Annotated in this window: 18 protein-coding genes; 5 read left to right on the top strand and 13 right to left on the bottom strand. The window is 44.5% G+C overall.

What is annotated here, in order from left to right:
- Position 1 precedes the first annotated feature (1 nt).
- The 8 genes from deoA to WH96_RS07010 are packed head-to-tail and all read right to left on the bottom strand — an operon-like array spanning position 2 to position 8,083.
- Complete coding sequence (gene deoA / locus WH96_RS07045) at positions 2-1,324, bottom strand: thymidine phosphorylase (protein ID WP_047763470.1); 1,323 nt, start codon at positions 1,322-1,324, stop codon at positions 2-4.
- Positions 1,324-2,079 (bottom strand): deoxyribose-phosphate aldolase, encoded by a 756-nt coding sequence (deoC, locus tag WH96_RS07040; protein WP_047763469.1) that lies wholly within the window; start codon positions 2,077-2,079, stop codon positions 1,324-1,326. Before deoC ends, deoA begins: the two co-directional genes overlap by 1 nt.
- 4 nt (positions 2,080-2,083) lie before the next feature.
- Positions 2,084-2,902 (bottom strand): purine-nucleoside phosphorylase, encoded by an 819-nt coding sequence (locus WH96_RS07035; RefSeq protein ID WP_047763468.1) that lies wholly within the window; start codon positions 2,900-2,902, stop codon positions 2,084-2,086.
- On the bottom strand, positions 2,874-3,296 hold the full coding sequence (gene cdd / locus WH96_RS07030) for a cytidine deaminase (protein WP_047763467.1): 423 nt from the start codon (positions 3,294-3,296) through the stop codon (positions 2,874-2,876). Before cdd ends, WH96_RS07035 begins: the two co-directional genes overlap by 29 nt.
- A 1-nt stretch (position 3,297) precedes the next feature.
- Positions 3,298-4,272 (bottom strand): ABC transporter permease, encoded by a 975-nt coding sequence (locus WH96_RS07025; protein WP_204248145.1) that lies wholly within the window; start codon positions 4,270-4,272, stop codon positions 3,298-3,300.
- On the bottom strand, positions 4,265-5,398 hold the full coding sequence (locus WH96_RS07020) for an ABC transporter permease (RefSeq protein WP_047763466.1): 1,134 nt from the start codon (positions 5,396-5,398) through the stop codon (positions 4,265-4,267). The genes WH96_RS07025 and WH96_RS07020 overlap by 8 nt, the downstream gene beginning before the upstream one ends.
- Positions 5,395-7,029 (bottom strand): ABC transporter ATP-binding protein, encoded by a 1,635-nt coding sequence (locus WH96_RS07015; protein ID WP_047763465.1) that lies wholly within the window; start codon positions 7,027-7,029, stop codon positions 5,395-5,397. Before WH96_RS07015 ends, WH96_RS07020 begins: the two co-directional genes overlap by 4 nt.
- Before the next feature lie 52 nt (positions 7,030-7,081).
- Positions 7,082-8,083 (bottom strand): BMP family lipoprotein, encoded by a 1,002-nt coding sequence (locus WH96_RS07010; protein ID WP_047763464.1) that lies wholly within the window; start codon positions 8,081-8,083, stop codon positions 7,082-7,084.
- Positions 8,084-8,336: 253 nt separating this feature from the next.
- Between WH96_RS07010 and WH96_RS07005 the strand changes: the two genes are divergently transcribed.
- Positions 8,337-9,065 carry a protein phosphatase CheZ gene (locus WH96_RS07005; protein ID WP_047763463.1) on the top strand — a complete coding sequence of 243 codons (729 nt, stop codon included), beginning with the start codon at positions 8,337-8,339 and terminating at the stop codon, positions 9,063-9,065.
- Between the two features lie 50 nt (positions 9,066-9,115).
- Here the strand turns inward: WH96_RS07005 and WH96_RS07000 are convergent, their stop codons facing one another.
- The 5 genes from WH96_RS07000 to metC all read right to left on the bottom strand — a co-directional run bounded on the left by WH96_RS07000 (position 9,116) and on the right by metC (position 12,463).
- Entirely contained in the window at positions 9,116-9,412 is a 297-nt protein-coding gene (locus WH96_RS07000) for a PilZ domain-containing protein (RefSeq protein WP_047763462.1), read from the bottom strand.
- A 69-nt stretch (positions 9,413-9,481) separates the two neighbouring features.
- Complete coding sequence (locus WH96_RS06995; protein WP_047763461.1) at positions 9,482-9,802, bottom strand: peptidylprolyl isomerase; 321 nt, start codon at positions 9,800-9,802, stop codon at positions 9,482-9,484.
- Between the two features lie 93 nt (positions 9,803-9,895).
- On the bottom strand, positions 9,896-10,675 hold the full coding sequence (locus tag WH96_RS06990) for a response regulator (RefSeq protein WP_047763460.1): 780 nt from the start codon (positions 10,673-10,675) through the stop codon (positions 9,896-9,898).
- Positions 10,676-10,874: 199 nt separating this feature from the next.
- On the bottom strand, positions 10,875-11,270 hold the full coding sequence (hisI, locus tag WH96_RS06985; RefSeq protein ID WP_047763459.1) for a phosphoribosyl-AMP cyclohydrolase: 396 nt from the start codon (positions 11,268-11,270) through the stop codon (positions 10,875-10,877).
- A gap of 11 nt (positions 11,271-11,281) precedes the next feature.
- Positions 11,282-12,463, bottom strand: coding sequence for a cystathionine beta-lyase (gene metC, locus WH96_RS06980; protein ID WP_047763458.1), 1,182 nt, complete (start codon positions 12,461-12,463; stop codon positions 11,282-11,284).
- Positions 12,464-12,967: 504 nt separating this feature from the next.
- On the opposite strand from metC, the gene WH96_RS06970 reads away from it, so the two are divergent.
- The 4 genes from WH96_RS06970 to WH96_RS06955 all read left to right on the top strand — a co-directional run bounded on the left by WH96_RS06970 (position 12,968) and on the right by WH96_RS06955 (position 17,190).
- On the top strand, positions 12,968-13,975 hold the full coding sequence (locus WH96_RS06970) for an amino acid ABC transporter substrate-binding protein (RefSeq protein ID WP_047763456.1): 1,008 nt from the start codon (positions 12,968-12,970) through the stop codon (positions 13,973-13,975).
- A gap of 110 nt (positions 13,976-14,085) precedes the next feature.
- A complete protein-coding gene (locus tag WH96_RS06965) occupies positions 14,086-15,282 on the top strand; it encodes an amino acid ABC transporter permease (protein WP_047763455.1) in 1,197 nt (398 codons plus the stop codon).
- A 9-nt stretch (positions 15,283-15,291) separates the two neighbouring features.
- Complete coding sequence (locus tag WH96_RS06960) at positions 15,292-16,401, top strand: amino acid ABC transporter permease (RefSeq protein WP_047763454.1); 1,110 nt, start codon at positions 15,292-15,294, stop codon at positions 16,399-16,401.
- Positions 16,402-16,416: 15 nt separating this feature from the next.
- The gene (locus WH96_RS06955; protein WP_047763453.1) at positions 16,417-17,190 is read left to right on the top strand and encodes an amino acid ABC transporter ATP-binding protein; all 774 of its coding nucleotides are present in this window, start codon (positions 16,417-16,419) and stop codon (positions 17,188-17,190) included.
- The last annotated feature ends 216 nt before the right edge of the window (positions 17,191-17,406 follow it).

Raw genomic sequence — 17,406 nt, 5'->3', positions numbered from 1 at the left:
TTTAATTCGCTATCGACTTTAAGATGGGGGAGTGTTGGCATGGGGCGTTATCTGCCACAGTCAATCCATTCAGGTATTGAGTTTTTGCCTTTGCTAACTGATCTCTGGAGTTCGCATGAATACGTGCAACGGGATGGTTTGAATCAACTCGAGTTCCCAGTGGAACAATGCGATCAAAGCCGACAGAATGGTCAATTTCCTGACCGGGTTTGGAGCGTCCGCCACCAAGCGCGACAACAGCCATGCCGATTTCGCGGGTATCCATAGCTGACAGATATCCTGATGTATCCAGATAGATATCTTCACAGTATTTGGCTAATTTCAGATAGCTGTCCGGCTTGTCACAAAAATCTGTTGGACCACCCAGACCTGAAATCATCTTCTGAAATTGTTCCAAAGCTTTACCATTGGATAGAACAGTCATGATTTTATTCTGGGCGTCGTCATGTGTTTTTGCCAAGCCGCCCAGAATTAGAAGTTCGGCGCACAAGGACGTGGTTATAGCGTCTGTTCGCACTTCTTTCTTTTCGCCTGAGAGATAGGACCAGGCTTCTCTTACTTCCAAGGCATTCCCTGCTGATGAACCGAGTACCTGGTCCATATCGGTGATAAGAGCCCGGGTGGGTAAGCCAGCACCATTGGCAACGTTGACAATGGTTGCCGCTAACTCTTCGGCCATGGCCAAGGTGTTGGAAAAAGCACCACTACCAACCTTGATATCCATCACCAAACGATCCAAACCAGCCGATAGCTTCTTGGACAGGATTGATGCAGTGATCAAAGGGATGGCTTCGACCGTCGCTGTAATGTCCCTGATGGCATAAAACCGTTTATCCGCTGGGGCTAAATCACCTGTTTGTCCAACAATGGCACAGCCCACAGCTTTTGTGACGGATTTTAAACGATCAATGTCAATCGATGTTTGGTACCCGGGGATAGCATCCAGTTTATCCAGTGTACCGCCAGTATGCCCCAGACCTCGACCTGAGATCATAGGGACATAACCTCCGCAAGCAGAAATGATTGGGGCAATCATCAAACTTAGCTTATCACCAACACCGCCTGTTGAATGTTTATCCAATACAGGACCCAAGTCTCGCAATTCAGACCAGCCGATGGTGTCCCCCGAGTTTGTCATAGACTGGGTTAAGCTGACGGTTTCAGCATTACTCATCCCCTGAAAGAACACAGCCATTGCCAAGGCGGCGATTTGGCTGTCGCTCATCTCACCGGATGTAATCCCTTTGACAAAGTAAGCGATCTCATCATTACTAAGTTCTTGCCCCTCACGTTTTTTTCGGATTACTTCTTGGGGAAGAAACATTAGTAGGTGCTTTTTTGTTCAGAATCAGTTGTTTGACCCAAAACGCTTAAAAGGTCATTCAAAAGACCACTGGCGCCAAATCTGAAATTATCAGCACAGACCCAGCTTTCACCCATGATATTTTGAGCAAGTTCCATGTATTCAACAGCTTGCGCATGGGTTCGAATACCACCAGAGGCTTTGAAACCACAGTTTTGACCACTGTCTTTAATGGCTTTAAGCATCGTTTCAGCAGCTTCAAGAGTAGCTGACACGTCTGTTTTACCTGTGGAGGTTTTAATAAAATTAGCCCCGGCATTTATCGCTGCAAGGCTAAGTTCATAAAGGCTGGCCATATCCTCAAACGCACCACTTTCAAGGATGACTTTGAGTGCTACCTTGTCACCGCAAATGTCTTTGCATGCACGAATCATATCTGGTGCAGATTTTTTATTTCCGGCAATCCACTCTTTGTAAGGGATAACAAGATCAACTTCGTTACCGCCAAGAGCGATGATGTTTTTTGTCTGTGCAATTGCTGCCTCCAACCCTTCATCACCCGAAGGGAAATTGGCAACGGCAGCAAAGTTGACATCTTGTCCTTTTAACTCATCCTGGCAGACAGAGAGGAAAGGGGGATACACACAGACGGCAGCGACTGAGGTAAAGGGCGTTACTGCTTTCGAGCAGAGAGCTTTGATACTTTCGTTTGTGTCATCAGCAGAAAGGCTTGTGAGATCCAATAGGCTTAAAGCTAGTTTTACGTTATCTGTCATGTTTTTACCCTAAACTCTTCAGGTAATTACTTACCAATTTAATTAAATTTTCTGCGGCAGTTTTAGCACTTTTCATGGTCTGCTCATGGCTGAGGACAGTATCGCTCATGCCTGCACCGTAGTTTGTAATGATGGACATCGCTGCAGTTGGAATACCTGCGCGTCTTGCCAGAATGACTTCGGGTACAGTGGACATGCCAACCGCATCAGCGCCGAGGATTTTTGCTGCTCTTATCTCTGCAGGTGTTTCAAAGTTTGGCCCTGAGAACCACATATAAACACCTTCATGCAGCTGAATGTCATTTTTATCAGCAATATTTTTTAAGGTTTGTCGTATCGCAGGGTCGTAAGCATTAGTTAGATCAACAAAACGATCATTACCACGGGCGCCAATCAACGGCGACATACCGGAATAATTGATATGATCTGTAATCAGCATCAGGCTGCCGGGGCCAGCTTCATCGCACAGGCTGCCAGCGGCATTGGTCAGGATCAGTTGCTTGCAGCCGACATCTTTTATGGTTTCAATTGCCGTTAGCATGCCAGTGGCGTCACCATTTTCATAATAATGGCTTCTGCCTTGTAAAATGAGGACTTCTGTTCCGTTAATTTGCCCAAGGATCAAAGACCCGGCATGTCCTTCTACAGAGGGGCGCGGAAAGCCGGGGAGATCGGTAAATGAAATTGTCGTTGGGTCTTCTACAGCTTCAACAAGGGGGCCAAGTCCTGACCCGAGGATGATAGCTACTTCTGGGATAACGCCATTAAGGCGGCCCCGAATAACGTCTAAAGCATCATTCGAGGATTGATTTGGGTTCGTCATTATTCAGATTATCAGGTCCAAATGAAAGGGGAAGAAGATCTTCAATTGTAAAGGTTTTCCGCAGTCCCTCGGGACCACAGACGTGAATTTGTGTATTTGCATTTGCAAACTCACGAATTTTTTGCCGGCATCCGCCACAGGGCGTAACAAGTGCCTCGCCATCACCCATGACATAGATTTCAGCAATTTCCCGGCTACCGTTTTGTATCATGGCCGAGATTGCGCCACCTTCGGCACATACACCTAACGGATAGGCAGCATTTTCGACATTACACCCATTATAATACTGTCCGTCAGTTGATCTTATAACAGATCCAACATGAAAATTCGAGTAGGGGGCATATGCCCGTGACATGTTTTCTCGCAGTTGAGCCAGAATTTCTGATCGTTCCATCTTAGCGCTCCTTCACATAAGGGCGCCCAATTGCTTTCGGCGCAATAGCTTTACCGATAAAACCAGCCAGCAGGATAACAGTCAGAACGTATGGCAATGCCTGCATAAACTGAACAGGTATCTCACCAATGCCTGGTAGTGCAACGCCCTGTAATCTAACCGCCATTGCATCTAGGAAACCAAAAAGCATACAGGCGAGCAGACCCGGCACGGGTTTCCATTTACCAAAAATCATCGCAGCAAGAGCAATGTAGCCTTGCCCGGCAGACATTTCTTTGCCGAATGCTGCATTTTGCCCTGTGGACAAATATGCCCCGGCGATACCACAAAGAATGCCGGCAATAATAACAGAACGATATCTTAGGAAGGTAACTGAAATACCGGCTGTATCAACAGCTTGCGGGTTTTCCCCAACTGCTCGCAGACGTAGCCCAAAGCGGGTTTTGTAGAGTACCCACCACGTAATAGGAACAGCCAGAAATGCAATATAAACCAGCAAATTATGACCGCTAATTAATTCAACATATATGGTGCCTAGAAATGGAATTTCAGCAAGGAAATCTGATCCAGGCAAGGATATTGGCGAGAAGCGCGCATCACCACTAAGCGTTGGTGTCTGGCCACCTTTGTGGAACCATGCGCCGCCAAGAGTAACAGTAAGTCCTGAAGCAAGGATATTGATCGCAAGCCCACTGACAACCTGATTTCCACGGTGGGTAATACAGGCGAAGCCATGTAGAAGCGCCATGAGGACAGAGGTCACTATGGCCGCGCCTAAACCAACAAATGCAGATCCACTGACCGCAGCGACAGCGGCGGCGGCGAAAGCAGCGGCAAGAAGTTTGCCTTCTAAACTGATGTCGATAATTCCGGATCGTTCAGAAAAAATGCCGGCCATCGCACATAGCACCAGCGGTGCAGATACACGCAGGGTTGAATCGAGCGTAGATAGAAGTAGTAGGAACAAATCATCCATTGGTCTGCTCCTTGGCTGTACCGTTGCTTTCAACAATAGCCGTAAAAATACGTTCAATTGTCGGTCTGCTCATATAGGCCAGTGCGCCACAGAAAAGAATAACGAGACCCTGAATAGCCTTAACCATTTCTCCTTGTATGGTTGGTATTTCAAAGGATAGTTCTGCTCCACCTTGATAAAGGGTGCCGAACAAGAGGCTGGCAATAATAATTCCAACGGGATGATTACGTCCCATCAGGGCAACGGCAATACCTGTGAAACCTGCGCCTGCGACAAAATCAAGCATTACCCTATTGTGGTTTCCCATAATTTCGTTGATACCAACAAAACCAGCTAAAACACCTGAAAGACACATAGTGCCAACCACTAAACGTTGTGTGTTTATTCCGCTATAGTTTGCGGCGTTTTCATTAAATCCAAACATCCGAATGGCATAGCCCCAGCGTGTGTGCCAGATAAACAGCCAAACAAAAGTGCAGCTAAATAGTGCAAGAAGTATTGAAAGATTAAGGGGGGATTTTTCAATCTCTATTCCAAACCATCCAACTGCTTCTTGCATTGTTGGCATTTGAGCAGATGTAAGAAAATCACGGCTTTCTGGGGACATTTGACCTGGTTCAATAAGAACATTTACCAAAATATAATTCATCAAACTAAACGCGATGAAGTTAAACATAATGGTCGTGATAACAATATGGCTGCCTCTGTAAGCTTGCAGATAAGCAGGAACATAGGCCCACGCTGCACCAAAAAGACCAGAAGCGGCAATTGCAAGAGGTAGAATGATCCAAAAGGGAACATATTGATCTAACGCCAAGCAAAGTAACCCGACACCTAAGCCTCCTATGTAAGCTTGTCCTTCACCACCGATATTAAAAAGGCTCGCATGAAAAGCAACGGCGACAGCCAACCCTGTAAAAATGAAGTTCGTTGTATAATGAAGTGTATAGCCAATATTATAGTCATTACCAAAAGCACCATAAACAACGATTTTGACTGCTTCTATTGGGTCTTCACCGATAATTAAAATAACAATCCCGGAAACAAAAAATGCGAGTAAAATATTGATTAGGGGGATGACACCAACGTCAATCCACGCGGGAAGCGCTTTACTTGGACTGCTCATGCCGGGATCTCCTCTGAGTGTGTCGTGTTATTGTTGTTTTGCTGCTCAGAGCCAGTGGACTGTGTGCCTGCATTCCCCATGAGAAGACCGAGCTGGCGTGCGTCTGCTTCTTTACCAGAGACTTCACCAACAATGCGACCTTCGAACATGACAAGAATACGATCACTCAGGGACATAATCTCTTCAAGTTCGACCGAAACCACAAGAATAGCGGATCCTGCGTCACGCATGGCGATCAGATTTTTGTGGATAAATTCAATAGCACCAATATCAACTCCACGTGTTGGTTGCCCAACGAGGAGAACTTCGGGACGTCGGTCCATTTCACGGGCGAGAACAAGTTTTTGTTGATTACCACCAGAGAAATTTGCTGACTTTAGTTTGGGATCTTCCGGGCGAACATCATAGTCCTGCATCAAGCGGGTACAATGTTCCTGGACCGCTTTGTTGTTCATCAGGATTTTACCATTATAGGCAGGATCTTCGTGGAACCCCATAATCGCGGTTTCCTGTGCTGTAAAGGCAGTCACCATTCCCATGCGATGTCTGTCTTCTGGAACGTGCCCAACACTTAGTTCTCGAAACTCTTTCGGGTTTTTGTGATTTTTAGGGGTGATCTGTGTAGATCCAATATCGATTGAACCGCTCTGAAGGGGACAAATGCCACTTAATGCCGCGAGCAATTCGGTTTGACCATTTCCTGAAACACCGGCGATGCCGACAATTTCGCCGGCACGAAGGGTAAGAGAAACATTATCCAGTTTGGTAACGCCATCTTCTTTATAGGAAAGGTTTTTGGCTTCCAGCAGAATTTCGCCGGGATTAGCATCGGTTTTATCGACTTCCAAGAGAACCTTTCGCCCAACCATCAACTCGGCAAGTTCGTTTTTGGATGTCTCTGACGTTTCCCGTTCCGAGACCATTGTTCCGGCACGCATAACAGAGACGCGGTCTGTAATTGCCATAATTTCTTGAAGTTTATGCGTGATTAGGATGATACTCACACCACGACTGCGCAGTATATCCAGAATTTTGAAAAGCTGATCGGTCTCTTGTGGTGTCAGGACACCTGTCGGCTCATCTAGAATGAGGATTTCAGCGCCGCGATACAGGGCTTTAAGAATCTCTACCCGTTGCTGAAGACCAACAGGGAGATCACCTGTCATCGCATCGGGGTCAACTGCCAGGCTGTATTCTTTCGACAGCTTGAGAAGTTCTTTCCGAGCAGATTGACTGCTTTTGTTTAAAAGAGGGGCACCTTCGGCACCCAACATAACGTTTTCAAGTACAGTAAAGGTTTCTACGAGCATAAAATGCTGATGAACCATACCAATGCCAAAGGAGATCGCATCTCGTGAAGAGTGGATTTTTTTCTTTTGTCCATTAATAAGGATTTCGCCGCTATCTGCTTCGTAAAATCCGTAAAGGATGCTCATCAACGTTGATTTCCCGGCACCATTTTCGCCAATGATGCCGTGAATAGTTCCAGGAAGAACTTTTAAATCTACGTTTTGGTTCGCCTTTACAGGGCCAAAGCTTTTACTGATTGCTTTCAGTTCAATAGCGGGTGGGGGGGCTGATTGCCCCCCCACCGCCTCAGACCCTTGGGTCTTGATGCGTTCTACGCTCATAGAAAAACCTAGTACTCGATTTTAGTATTCTGATTTCAGATCGTTTATCCGATTACAGAGCAGGACAGCTATTATCTGTTTTATAATCATGAACAGAGATAGAACCGGCAATAATACCCTCACGCGCTTCTTTTACCTTGGCTTTCATTGCGTCGGTAATAAGGGATTTATTGTTGTCATCCAGTGCCCAGTCGACACCATTTTCAGCAAGACCAAGAGCATGTTTGCCGGGCTTCCAAGTACCATCCATTGCAGATTTGAATGCATTGTATGCAGCGACATCGACACCTTTGGTCATCGAAGTCAGCATTGTGCCCGGCTGAAGGTGGTTTTGATTTGAATCCACACCAATGGCGTATTTACCTTCATCTTTAGCTGCCTGATAAACGCCGATACCTGTGCCGCCAGCTGCAGCAAAGATAACGTCAGCACCTTTATCAAACTGGCTTTTTGCAAGTTCACTTCCTTTACTTGGATCATTCCAAGCAGAAGGTGTAGTTCCTGTCATGTTGCTGAATACTTCAGCAGAACTATTTGCGTATTTGGCGCCTTGGGCAAAGCCACAAGCAAATTTACGAATAAGTGGAATATCCATACCACCAATGAAACCAACTTTTTTACTCTTAGAAGCCATTGTGGCCAGAACACCAACAAGGAATGAGCCTTCATGCTCCTTAAACTCTATTGACTGAACATTTGGCAGATCAACAACAGAATCGATGATTGTGAAGCGAATATCAGGGTATTCTTTTGCTACTTTTTCAATGGCAGGTCCCTGGGCAAAGCCAACACCTACGATTGGGTCGGCGCCACGTTGTGCCATCTTACGGATAGCCTGTTCGCGCTGCGAAGGATTTGTTACTTCAAATTCACGATATTTGATGCCGGTTTCTTTTGAGAACTTCTCAACACCGTTATAAACGCCTTCGTTGAAGGATTTATCGAATTTACCGCCCATATCAAACACAACAGCTGGTTTGATATCTTCGGCGTGTGAGGTTGCAGCCGTTAATGCAATAATTGACGCAGCAGCCGTCTGGAATAGCTTCTTCATTTGAGAGCCCAATCCCTGTCTATCAGTTATAAAAATCTTTTTTGCCTTGATCCGATTGCTATCGGACTCGGGTACGTATGGTGAGGCAAAACGCCAATATGTTCAACCAATCGTTAATGTCAAAGGACAAAAAATTGTTCAATTGGTCAAAATTATCTGAAATTTAATCGCAAAAATAACAACATATTCAATTTTCATTAATTATGTTGAGGTATCGTCATCATCAAATACGGGGGATTTTTGGGAGTAAAAGATGAGTAATAACGATCCAAGAAAAGAATACGCTGCTGAACGAGGAGTTCGACTTCGTAGGGGATTGTCACCGAATGCCAGTATTTCAAACATGCAATTGTTTGAATCCATTAATGAACTTAGATCCGAAATTGTTGCCTTGAAGCAATCGAATGCCGCAGTGCGGCAGCAATCTACTCAACAAACGGATGCGGAAAAAAGCTTTAACGATGCGGAAGATGTACGCGTCGAAATTGCACAAATGGTTCGGATGATTGGCAAGACTAAAAAAGAAATTGCTCAGATCAAACATCCTGATGATGTTGATGATCCTTTTGCGCAATCGACCAACGAACTTGATGCTATTGTTATGGCAACAGAGACGGCCACAAATGATATTCTGGATGCGAATGAGAAAATTGAAGCGACTGTAAACGAGCTTTCTGCATTAATGAGTGATGATTCTGATGTGCAAACGGCTTGTGATAAAATTGCGAATCATGTGATTACAATTCTTGAGGCATCAAACTTTCAGGATGTTACTGGCCAACGAATGACAAAAATCATCAATACACTTCGTTTTATCGAAGACCGTATTGTTTCCATGATTAATATTTGGGGTGCCGAAGCATTTATGGATCTACCTGTTGGTGTTGAAGATGGCCGTGAAGGTGATGATCAACTGATGAACGGGCCAGCTGCTGAAAACGAAGGTATCACGCAAGATGATATTGATGCGTTATTTGATTAAATAGCTATCGCAAAATTTAATAAAGAAAGCGGGGGTAATTCCCGCTTTCTTTATGCATTATCGAGATCTACAGCGAGCTGTTTCAGGATGTGTTCTGAAGAACTGAACCGAACGACAAAACCATTTGAAAGATGCCGTATGGTCTCGCCTTCAAAACGTCCAAATCCTTCAATATGAAGCTCTATGGCCCCATCTAGTTTGGGACGAAAATTGGACAATAAACAAATTCCGCCGCCAGATATATCAAAACAATCAGCTTTTTCCCAGGTATCATTGATTTTCACCAATGCCTGGACAGATTTTCTATACCTTGTGTGGTGGCGGCGATCTGTTTCTTCCGGTTCCAAATTCTGCCCCTTTGTCTATCATGCTAAGGTTGTCAACATGAATTTGAGCAGAATCTCGTTAATTTTGTCTTATTCTGTGCGTTGAATAAGATGGTATCCAAATGAAGTTTCAACAACGCCACTTGTTTCTCCAACTTCCATAGAGAATGCGGATTCTTCAAATTCGGGAACCATCATTCCTTTGCCAAAGTGACCTAGATCACCACCTTCATTGCCAGATGGGCAATCAGAATGTTCTTTGGCTAAATCAGCAAAGGTTGCACCGCCCTCGATCTGGGTTTTAAGATCCTGGATGAGGGTTTGAGCTTCGTCCTGTGAACGTGATGCAGTAGAACGCATAGAGCCTTCATACATGAGCAGGATGTGCGAGGCACGGACTTGATCAGACATTGTGTTTCTCCATAAAAAACCGCACATTATGCGGGGTAGATTCCCCTTATACATAACGTGCGGTTCAAAATGAGCAATGCCTGTTTTATTTTTTTATGTAATATTAAATTTTTGCAAAACGTCAGCTAAATCGTCGCCAAAGGTTGTTCCTCGACGAATGACACCGACATTCATGGGAAGTTCCTGCATGTCAGGATGATCGGATGGCAGGCTTGTAAGGACAGCGACATGTGATTTCTTTGTCGATGGCATTGCTTTCAAAGCACAAGCAAGATCAGCGCCACCAAGGCGTGGCATTACCATTGATGTTATCACAAGATCCGGTTTGGTTTCCAGAATCATTGTGATTGCTTCCAAGGGCTCGGTCAGTGAGGTGACACGATATCCACAAGCCGCGAGTTCACGGGCAACAACCTTACCGGCTGTTTTTTGTGGGATGACCAGCAAAACCTCGGTATTTGTAATTTCGATGTCTTCAACATTAAAGGTAATCTGGTGCGGCATCGAACGCACGACTTCAGCAATGTTTTCTGTTGGTAAAGATTCGCCATCAAGCAAGGCAGAAATTTTATCGCTGTAGGTCTGAAGATCCTGAATGTGTTTTGCTTCAAGATCGGTTAGGCCAGAAAGATACTCATCCAATCGGTGAGTGATCGCTGCCAAACCGGGAATGTTCACCGATTTCGCCTTAAATCTTAGGTTAGACGAATCTTGCGCTAAGCGTTCCGCAGCTGTTTTTCCGTCCAGTCCACCTGTTCTTACCTGCTGTAGGTTGACCTCTAGGCTGGATGCCACATCTCTGGCTTCATCCAACATTTCGCCTTCAGCGAGTTTGTCTGCTTCTTCTTCGCTGATAACAGAACCCGAATTCATATTCACACACCTAACATCTTTAATTTGTATATTCTGCACAAGATAAAGTGAATGGGTTAATGCTCTGCTAATATTCCAGATAGTTATCTGGTTTTTTGATTTTTTAGTAAGCTGTAGCTCGTATATAAAAAGGGTATACAAAAAAGCTGCTCAGATTAATCCGAGCAGCTCCGGCTTTTCATTTTTACTGACATTTAAGTCAGTAGAGGTCTTTAGGGTCTATCTCGACACTCATGGTTTCCGTTGTGTCGCCATTCTCTGAGACTGAAAGGTAGAAACAGCTGCGTCGCCCCGTGTGACAGGCGACACCATGTTGCTTGACCTTAACAAGCACCGTATCCCGATCACAGTCGATAAGGAAATCGACAAGTTCTTGGTGTTGCCCGGATGTTTCGCCTTTTTTCCAAAGATTCTGCCTGGACCTAGACCAATAACAGACCCGACCTGTGGCAAAGGTTTCTTCAATAGATTCTTTGTTCATCCAGGCCATCATAAGGACATCGTTTTTAACGCTGTCTTGGGCAATGGCTGGGATCAGACCTTGATCGTTAAATTTTAGGCTGGAGAGGAGATCACCCAACTTGGATTTATTCATTAGGATATTTCCTACGATGTCATTCTTTTAAAGCCGGCTTCCAAATCCATAATGAGATCATCTGGATTCTCAAGACCAATGTGCAATCTGATTAGTGGTCCTTCTGCGGACCATTTGGTTGCAGTTCGAATTGAACTTGGATCACTTGGAAGAATTAAACTTTCAAATCCCCCCCAACTATAGCCCATACCATAGAGTTCAAGGTCATCAACCATAGCACGGATAGATTCTTTGGGCGTTGGGTTAAGGATAAAGCTGAACAGACCGCTTGCTCCTGACATGTCGCGTTTCCAGATTTCATGACCGGGATCGCTTTCAAGAGCGGGATGAAGAACGCGTGACACTTCTGGACGGTTTGCCAGCCAGTTCGCGACAGCGAGGCCGCTTTCCTGATGCTGCTTCAAGCGAACAGCCATGGTTCGCAATCCTCGTTGAGCAAGGTAAACGTCGTCAGGGCCAGAGCATTGTCCTAGATGAAATGTTGTTTCTTTTACCTTTTGATAGAGCTCTTCTGTTGTGATGATGAGGCCAAGCATGGCGTCTGAGTGCCCGACAATATATTTCGTACCAGCGTGAACGGAGATATCAACGCCAAGTTCAAAAGATTTGCAGAGCAGGGGGGTCGCCCACGTGTTATCCATGATGACCAAAACGCCTTTATCGTGGGCAGCTTTGGCAATTGCGGGAATATCCTGCATCTCAAAGGTATGTGAACCTGGAGATTCTGTGAATACAAGGCGTGTATTCGGGCGGATGAGTTGTTCTATGTCTTTGCCAATAAGCGGATCATAATAGGTTGTTTCTACTCCCATACGCTTGAGAACGTCTTTGCAGAAAAATCGTGTCGGTGCGTAAACAGAATCAGTAACAAGGATGTGGTCACCAGATTCCACGACACTCAAAATTGCTGTGGTGATAGCGCCAAGTCCGGAAGAGACAGAAAACGCACCATAACCACCTTCTAATTCTGCAACAGCATTTTCCAGCGCAAATATCGTTGGCGTACCCTGGCGGCCGTAATTCATCGTGCCCTTATCGAATTTGGTCGCAGCTCTTTCTTCCATCTCAGCCATACTCTTAAAGAGAATGGTGGATGCATGATAAACAGGCGGATTAACCACACCAAAGTTTGCCAATGGATCACGGCCGAGGTGTGTAACCTTTGTTTCTTGAGTGAAATTCGTCTTCGACATGGGGATTCTCTATTGCGATGGGTTATTACGATATTATCGATCTGGCAGCAGCATCACGATTGATTGGGGCGATTGCAAGAAAATCTGTGATAATCAGTGACGGATCCACAGATCATTTGGAGCACTGTGCGACAAAAAGGATTCTTTGGCATCAAAATAACAGCGAAATAAATGACGTTTTAAGGATAAAAATACAAAAATATAAAAAAATTAACCATCTTCATAAACTGTATGTACAATTTTTTTACAGAAAATGAAGAAAGTTTGAAACTAAAGTTTCTGTCTAATTGTTTGATTTTTAACATTTTTTGTTATGGCAAGGAAAATTGTCACCTAACAAAGTAAAAAATGCTGTTTTCTGAGAGGCTTAGATAGGTTACTGGTAATAGCATGTTTATTGCGTTGGTGAACAATTGTATGCCGATGAAAAATAAATCGGGATGTCCTGTTTGCGACGTCTTAAACAAACAATAAACGTGTTAAACAGCAGGGAAGACACAAAAAATGAAATTCGGAAAAGTCCTGTTTGCGGCTGCAGCAGCCACAGCAATGACAACAGCAGCTCAGGCTGGTACTCTTGACGACATCAAAGCTCGCGGCGAGCTTAATTGTGGTGTCGCAACACCTCTACCTGGTTTTGCTGCTCCTAACGCAGAAAACGTTTGGGAAGGTCTTGACGTTGATGTATGTCGCGCAGTTGCAGCAGCTGTATTGGGCGACCCAATGAAAGTGAAAATCACTCCTACGACTTCTAAAGAGCGTTTCACCGTTCTTCAGTCTGGTGAGATTGATCTGCTTGCGCGTAACACCACGTGGACACTTTCCCGTGATGTTAACCTTGGTTTTGAGTTTGTAGGCGTTAACTACTACGATGGCCAAGGTTTCCTCGTAAACAAATCACTTGGTGTTTCCAGTGCGACTGAGCTAGACGGTGCTTCTGTTTGTGTTCAGACTGGTACAACTACCGAGCTGAACCTAGCTGACTATTTCCGTGCTCAAGGCATGAAATACGAAACAGTTCCAGTTGCAACTGCTGAAGAAGGCGCGAAAGTATATGACGAAGGTCGTTGTGACGTTTACACAACAGATGCTTCTGGTCTGTATTCACTTCGCTCCACACTTTCCGCTCCTGATGAGCAGATTGTTCTTCCAGAAATCATTTCCAAAGAGCCACTAGGTCCTCTCGTACGTCACGGCGACCAACAGTGGGGCGATATTGCTCGCTGGACTCTTAACGCAATGATCATTGCTGAAGAACTTGGTGTTTCTTCTGCAAACATTGATGAGATGGCTTCTTCTACAAACCCATCTGTTCTTCGTCTTATCGGTGCTGAAGGCAATATGGGCGAGCAGCTTGGTCTGGACGCTAAGTGGGCATACAACGTTGTCAAAACCGTTGGTAACTATGGTGAGTCTTTCAAAAGAAACCTTACTGATACTCTGAACATCGAGCGCGGTATCAACGCTCAATGGAAAGATGGTGGTCTTCTTTACGCTCCTCCAATGCGCTAAGTCGAGACATTAAAGCCTGATTTAACTTTGCGTGGGGCTGCCAGAATTGGTGGCCCTACCTTAGCTAAACAGGCTTTAATTTTAATAAAAATAAGCATTTAGGAGGCAGTATGTCGGCTGAAACTGCACAAAATGCCCGTGGGTCGGGTGGAGCATCGCTCTTTTCGGATCAGCGGTTTAGATCGCTTTTCTTTCAGGCTCTTGTTATTGGCCTGCTAGGCGCATTCCTCGTATTCATCGTTTATAACACAGCGCATAATATTGAAAAACGCGGTATTCAAACCGGTTTTGCTTTTCTTGATGCTGCCGCTGGATACGATATCGCCATTTCTCCCTTTATGGAATATACAGCAACTCATACACATGGACGGGTATTCCTTGTTGGGTTGTTCAATACACTGCTGGTTTCCTTCTTGGGAATTATTGCTGCAACATTTTTAGGTGTTTTCCTAGGTGTTTTGCGTCTATCACCGAACTGGTTGGTGAGTAGAATTGTTTATTGTTATGTAGAATTCACACGTAACGTTCCTCTGTTGCTGCAAATTCTTCTTTGGTATGCAATTTTCCTTGCTTTGCCTGCGGTAAAACAAAGTATCACGATGTTTAATGATATTATTATCTTGAACAAACGTGGGCTTATTGTTCCTGAACCGCTACCTGGTGATGGGTTTATGCTTGTGCCCGTCGCATTGGTTCTTGCTCTTTTTGCAAGTATCTTTTTTGCACGTTGGGCAAAGAAAACGCAGGCTGCTACTGGTAAGATATATCCTGTATTTATGACAAATACAGCGATGATTATCGGTTTGCCACTTCTTGCTTTTGCTGTAACGGGGTTTCCTCTCGATTTTGCATATGCTGAATTAAAAGGCTTTAACTTCAAAGGTGGTGTGGTTATCAAGCCTGAATTCACTGCTCTTTGGTTCGCTCTAAGTCTCTATACAGCAGCCTTTATCTCTGAAACCGTTCGTGCGGGTATTCAATCTGTTTCTCACGGACAAACAGAGGCATCTGAGGCATTGGGCTTACGTCCAAGTTGGACAATGCGCCTGATTATTCTGCCCCAGGCTCTTCGGGTGATTATTCCTCCGATGACCAGTCAATATCTTAACTTGACCAAAAATTCATCACTTGCGGTTGCCATTGGGTACCCGGATATTGTGCAGTCTTTTGGCGGTGTGACATTGAACCAGACAGGGCAGGCGATCGAAGTGATCTTTATTACCATGCTCGTTTATCTGACAATTAGCTTGCTGATTTCAGGGTTTATGAACTGGTATAATAACCGCGTTAGTTTGGTAGAAAGGTAGGAGGGGCAGATGAGTGTAACTGAACAACAATATGCTCCTGGTGAGCATCCTGATCTTCCTCCGCCTTTGGGCGAAGCCGGATTAATTGCATGGTTTAAGAAAAGACTATTTTCAAGTGTTGGTAATACAATTCTAACACTGGTTGCTGTCTTTTTTCTTTACCATGTTTTATCTGCAATAATTTTCTGGACCTTAACGGGGGCAACCTTTACGGGGGAAACGAAAGCAGATTGTGATTTAGGTGGTGCGTGCTGGCTTGTAATTGGAGATCGTTTCCATCAATTTATGTATGGGCTTTATCCAACTGATCAATACTGGCGGCCAAACCTTACCTTTATCTTGATGGTTGTTGCCATTGTTCCGGTATTATTTGATAACATACCGCATCGTGGGAAGTTTCTTCTGTTCTCAGCAATATTTCCTTTTATTGCTTTTTACCTCCTGAGTGGTGGTTGGGGACTGGAAACTGTTGATACTGATGAATGGGGTGGGTTGCTATTAACCCTTGTCTTGGGGGTTACTGGTATTGTTGCCTCTTTGCCAATTGGTATTGTGTTGGCGCTTGGGCGTCGATCCAATATGCCAATTGTTAGGACACTGTGTGTTTGCTTTATCGAGTTTATTCGCGGTGTACCTTTGATCACCATTCTTTTCATGGCGTCGAATATGTTGCCATTGTTCCTGCCTGAGGGCGTGAACTTTGACAAATTACTTCGTGCTTTGATCGGTGTCGCCTTGTTCTCTTCTGCTTATATGGCAGAGGTCATTCGTGGCGGTCTTCAGGCTATTCCGAAAGGCCAGTATGAAGGTGCAGATGCTATGGGGCTAAGTTATTGGCAATCCATGCGTTTGATCATTCTTCCACAGGCACTTCGCATTGTTATTCCAGGAATTGTGAACACATTTATAGGTCTGTACAAAGATACAACGCTTGTTTCAATTATCGGTTTGTTTGATTTGATCGGTATTGGTCTGGTGGCTGTTGCAGATGTAAAGTGGCGTGGTTTGGCACCGGAAACGTATGCCTTTATTGCGCTGTTGTTTTTCATATCCTGTTTTGCAATGTCGCGTTACAGCCTATGGCTTGAAAATAAACTTCACACTGGTCATAAAAGATAAGGAGCCCGTGGTATTATGAGTAATGCAAGTACCAATACCTCGAAAAAAACAGATGAGGTGGCTATCCAGCTGAACGGTGTTCACAAATGGTATGGCCAGTTTCATGTTTTGAAAAATATTAATCTGAATGTTCAGCGGGGGGAGCGAATTGTTATCTGCGGCCCTTCCGGTTCAGGTAAATCCACGCTAATACGGTGCATCAACCGTCTGGAAGAGCATCAGCAGGGTGATATTATTGTTGATAATATTGAACTGACAGGAAATCTCAAAAACATTGATGCGATCCGTCGTGAAGTTGGTATGTGCTTCCAGCACTTTAACCTCTTTCCGCATCTAAGTGTTCTTGAGAACTGTACTCTTGCTCCTATTTGGGTTCGTAAGATGCCAAAGAAAGAAGCCGAAGAAATTGCGATGCATTATCTGGAACGTGTTAAAATTCCGGATCAGGCAGCCAAATTCCCAGGACAGCTTTCTGGTGGTCAGCAGCAGCGTGTTGCGATTGCTCGTTCTCTTTGTATGAACCCACGTATCATGCTGTTTGATGAGCCGACATCTGCTCTGGATCCAGAAATGATTGCTGAAGTTCTGGACACAATGATTGAACTTGCTGAAACAGGCATGACAATGCTTTGTGTTACCCACGAAATGGGCTTTGCACGTAAAGTTGCGGATAGAGTTATCTTTATGGATGGCGGTGAGATTATTGAGCAAAACGAACCAGAAGAGTTCTTCAATAATCCACAATCAGAAAGAACGCAGAAGTTCCTGAGCCAGATTCTGGCACATTAATCTTCTCTGTTTTTCGAATAAAAGCGGCTCCTTTTAGGAGCCGCTTTTTTTATTGCTTTGTCGTTGGACAAGGTACTGTTTAAAAGCGGGCTTAATACATTAAACTATTATAAAGCGATGTAGTTTTTTACGATAGAGATTCATTAACTTACTCGAGTTACACATTTACTATAAATTTTTTTGCGATAAGAGCGTACAGAAGTTTTCCGCTCAATA

This window comes from Kiloniella spongiae (assembly GCF_001026905.1).
Taxonomy (GTDB): Bacteria; Pseudomonadota; Alphaproteobacteria; order Kiloniellales; family Kiloniellaceae; genus Kiloniella; species Kiloniella spongiae.
The sequence above is the reverse complement of the archived record's forward strand: the minus strand, read 5'-3'. Positions and strand labels throughout refer to the sequence as shown.

Coding starts and splice junctions, on each gene's coding strand:
- deoA (WP_047763470.1), bottom strand. CDS start 1,324: ATGTTTCTTCCCCAAGAAGTAATCCGAAAAAAACGTGAGGGGCAAGAA.
- deoC (WP_047763469.1), bottom strand. CDS start 2,079: ATGACAGATAACGTAAAACTAGCTTTAAGCCTATTGGATCTCACAAGC.
- WH96_RS07035 (WP_047763468.1), bottom strand. CDS start 2,902: ATGACGAACCCAAATCAATCCTCGAATGATGCTTTAGACGTTATTCGG.
- cdd (WP_047763467.1), bottom strand. CDS start 3,296: ATGGAACGATCAGAAATTCTGGCTCAACTGCGAGAAAACATGTCACGG.
- WH96_RS07025 (WP_204248145.1), bottom strand. CDS start 4,272: ATGGATGATTTGTTCCTACTACTTCTATCTACGCTCGATTCAACCCTG.
- WH96_RS07020 (WP_047763466.1), bottom strand. CDS start 5,398: ATGAGCAGTCCAAGTAAAGCGCTTCCCGCGTGGATTGACGTTGGTGTC.
- WH96_RS07015 (WP_047763465.1), bottom strand. CDS start 7,029: ATGAGCGTAGAACGCATCAAGACCCAAGGGTCTGAGGCGGTGGGGGGG.
- WH96_RS07010 (WP_047763464.1), bottom strand. CDS start 8,083: ATGAAGAAGCTATTCCAGACGGCTGCTGCGTCAATTATTGCATTAACG.
- WH96_RS07005 (WP_047763463.1), top strand. CDS start 8,337: ATGAGTAATAACGATCCAAGAAAAGAATACGCTGCTGAACGAGGAGTT.
- WH96_RS06995 (WP_047763461.1), bottom strand. CDS start 9,802: ATGTCTGATCAAGTCCGTGCCTCGCACATCCTGCTCATGTATGAAGGC.
- WH96_RS06990 (WP_047763460.1), bottom strand. CDS start 10,675: ATGAATTCGGGTTCTGTTATCAGCGAAGAAGAAGCAGACAAACTCGCT.
- hisI (WP_047763459.1), bottom strand. CDS start 11,270: ATGAATAAATCCAAGTTGGGTGATCTCCTCTCCAGCCTAAAATTTAAC.
- metC (WP_047763458.1), bottom strand. CDS start 12,463: ATGTCGAAGACGAATTTCACTCAAGAAACAAAGGTTACACACCTCGGC.
- WH96_RS06970 (WP_047763456.1), top strand. CDS start 12,968: ATGAAATTCGGAAAAGTCCTGTTTGCGGCTGCAGCAGCCACAGCAATG.
- WH96_RS06965 (WP_047763455.1), top strand. CDS start 14,086: ATGTCGGCTGAAACTGCACAAAATGCCCGTGGGTCGGGTGGAGCATCG.
- WH96_RS06960 (WP_047763454.1), top strand. CDS start 15,292: ATGAGTGTAACTGAACAACAATATGCTCCTGGTGAGCATCCTGATCTT.
- WH96_RS06955 (WP_047763453.1), top strand. CDS start 16,417: ATGAGTAATGCAAGTACCAATACCTCGAAAAAAACAGATGAGGTGGCT.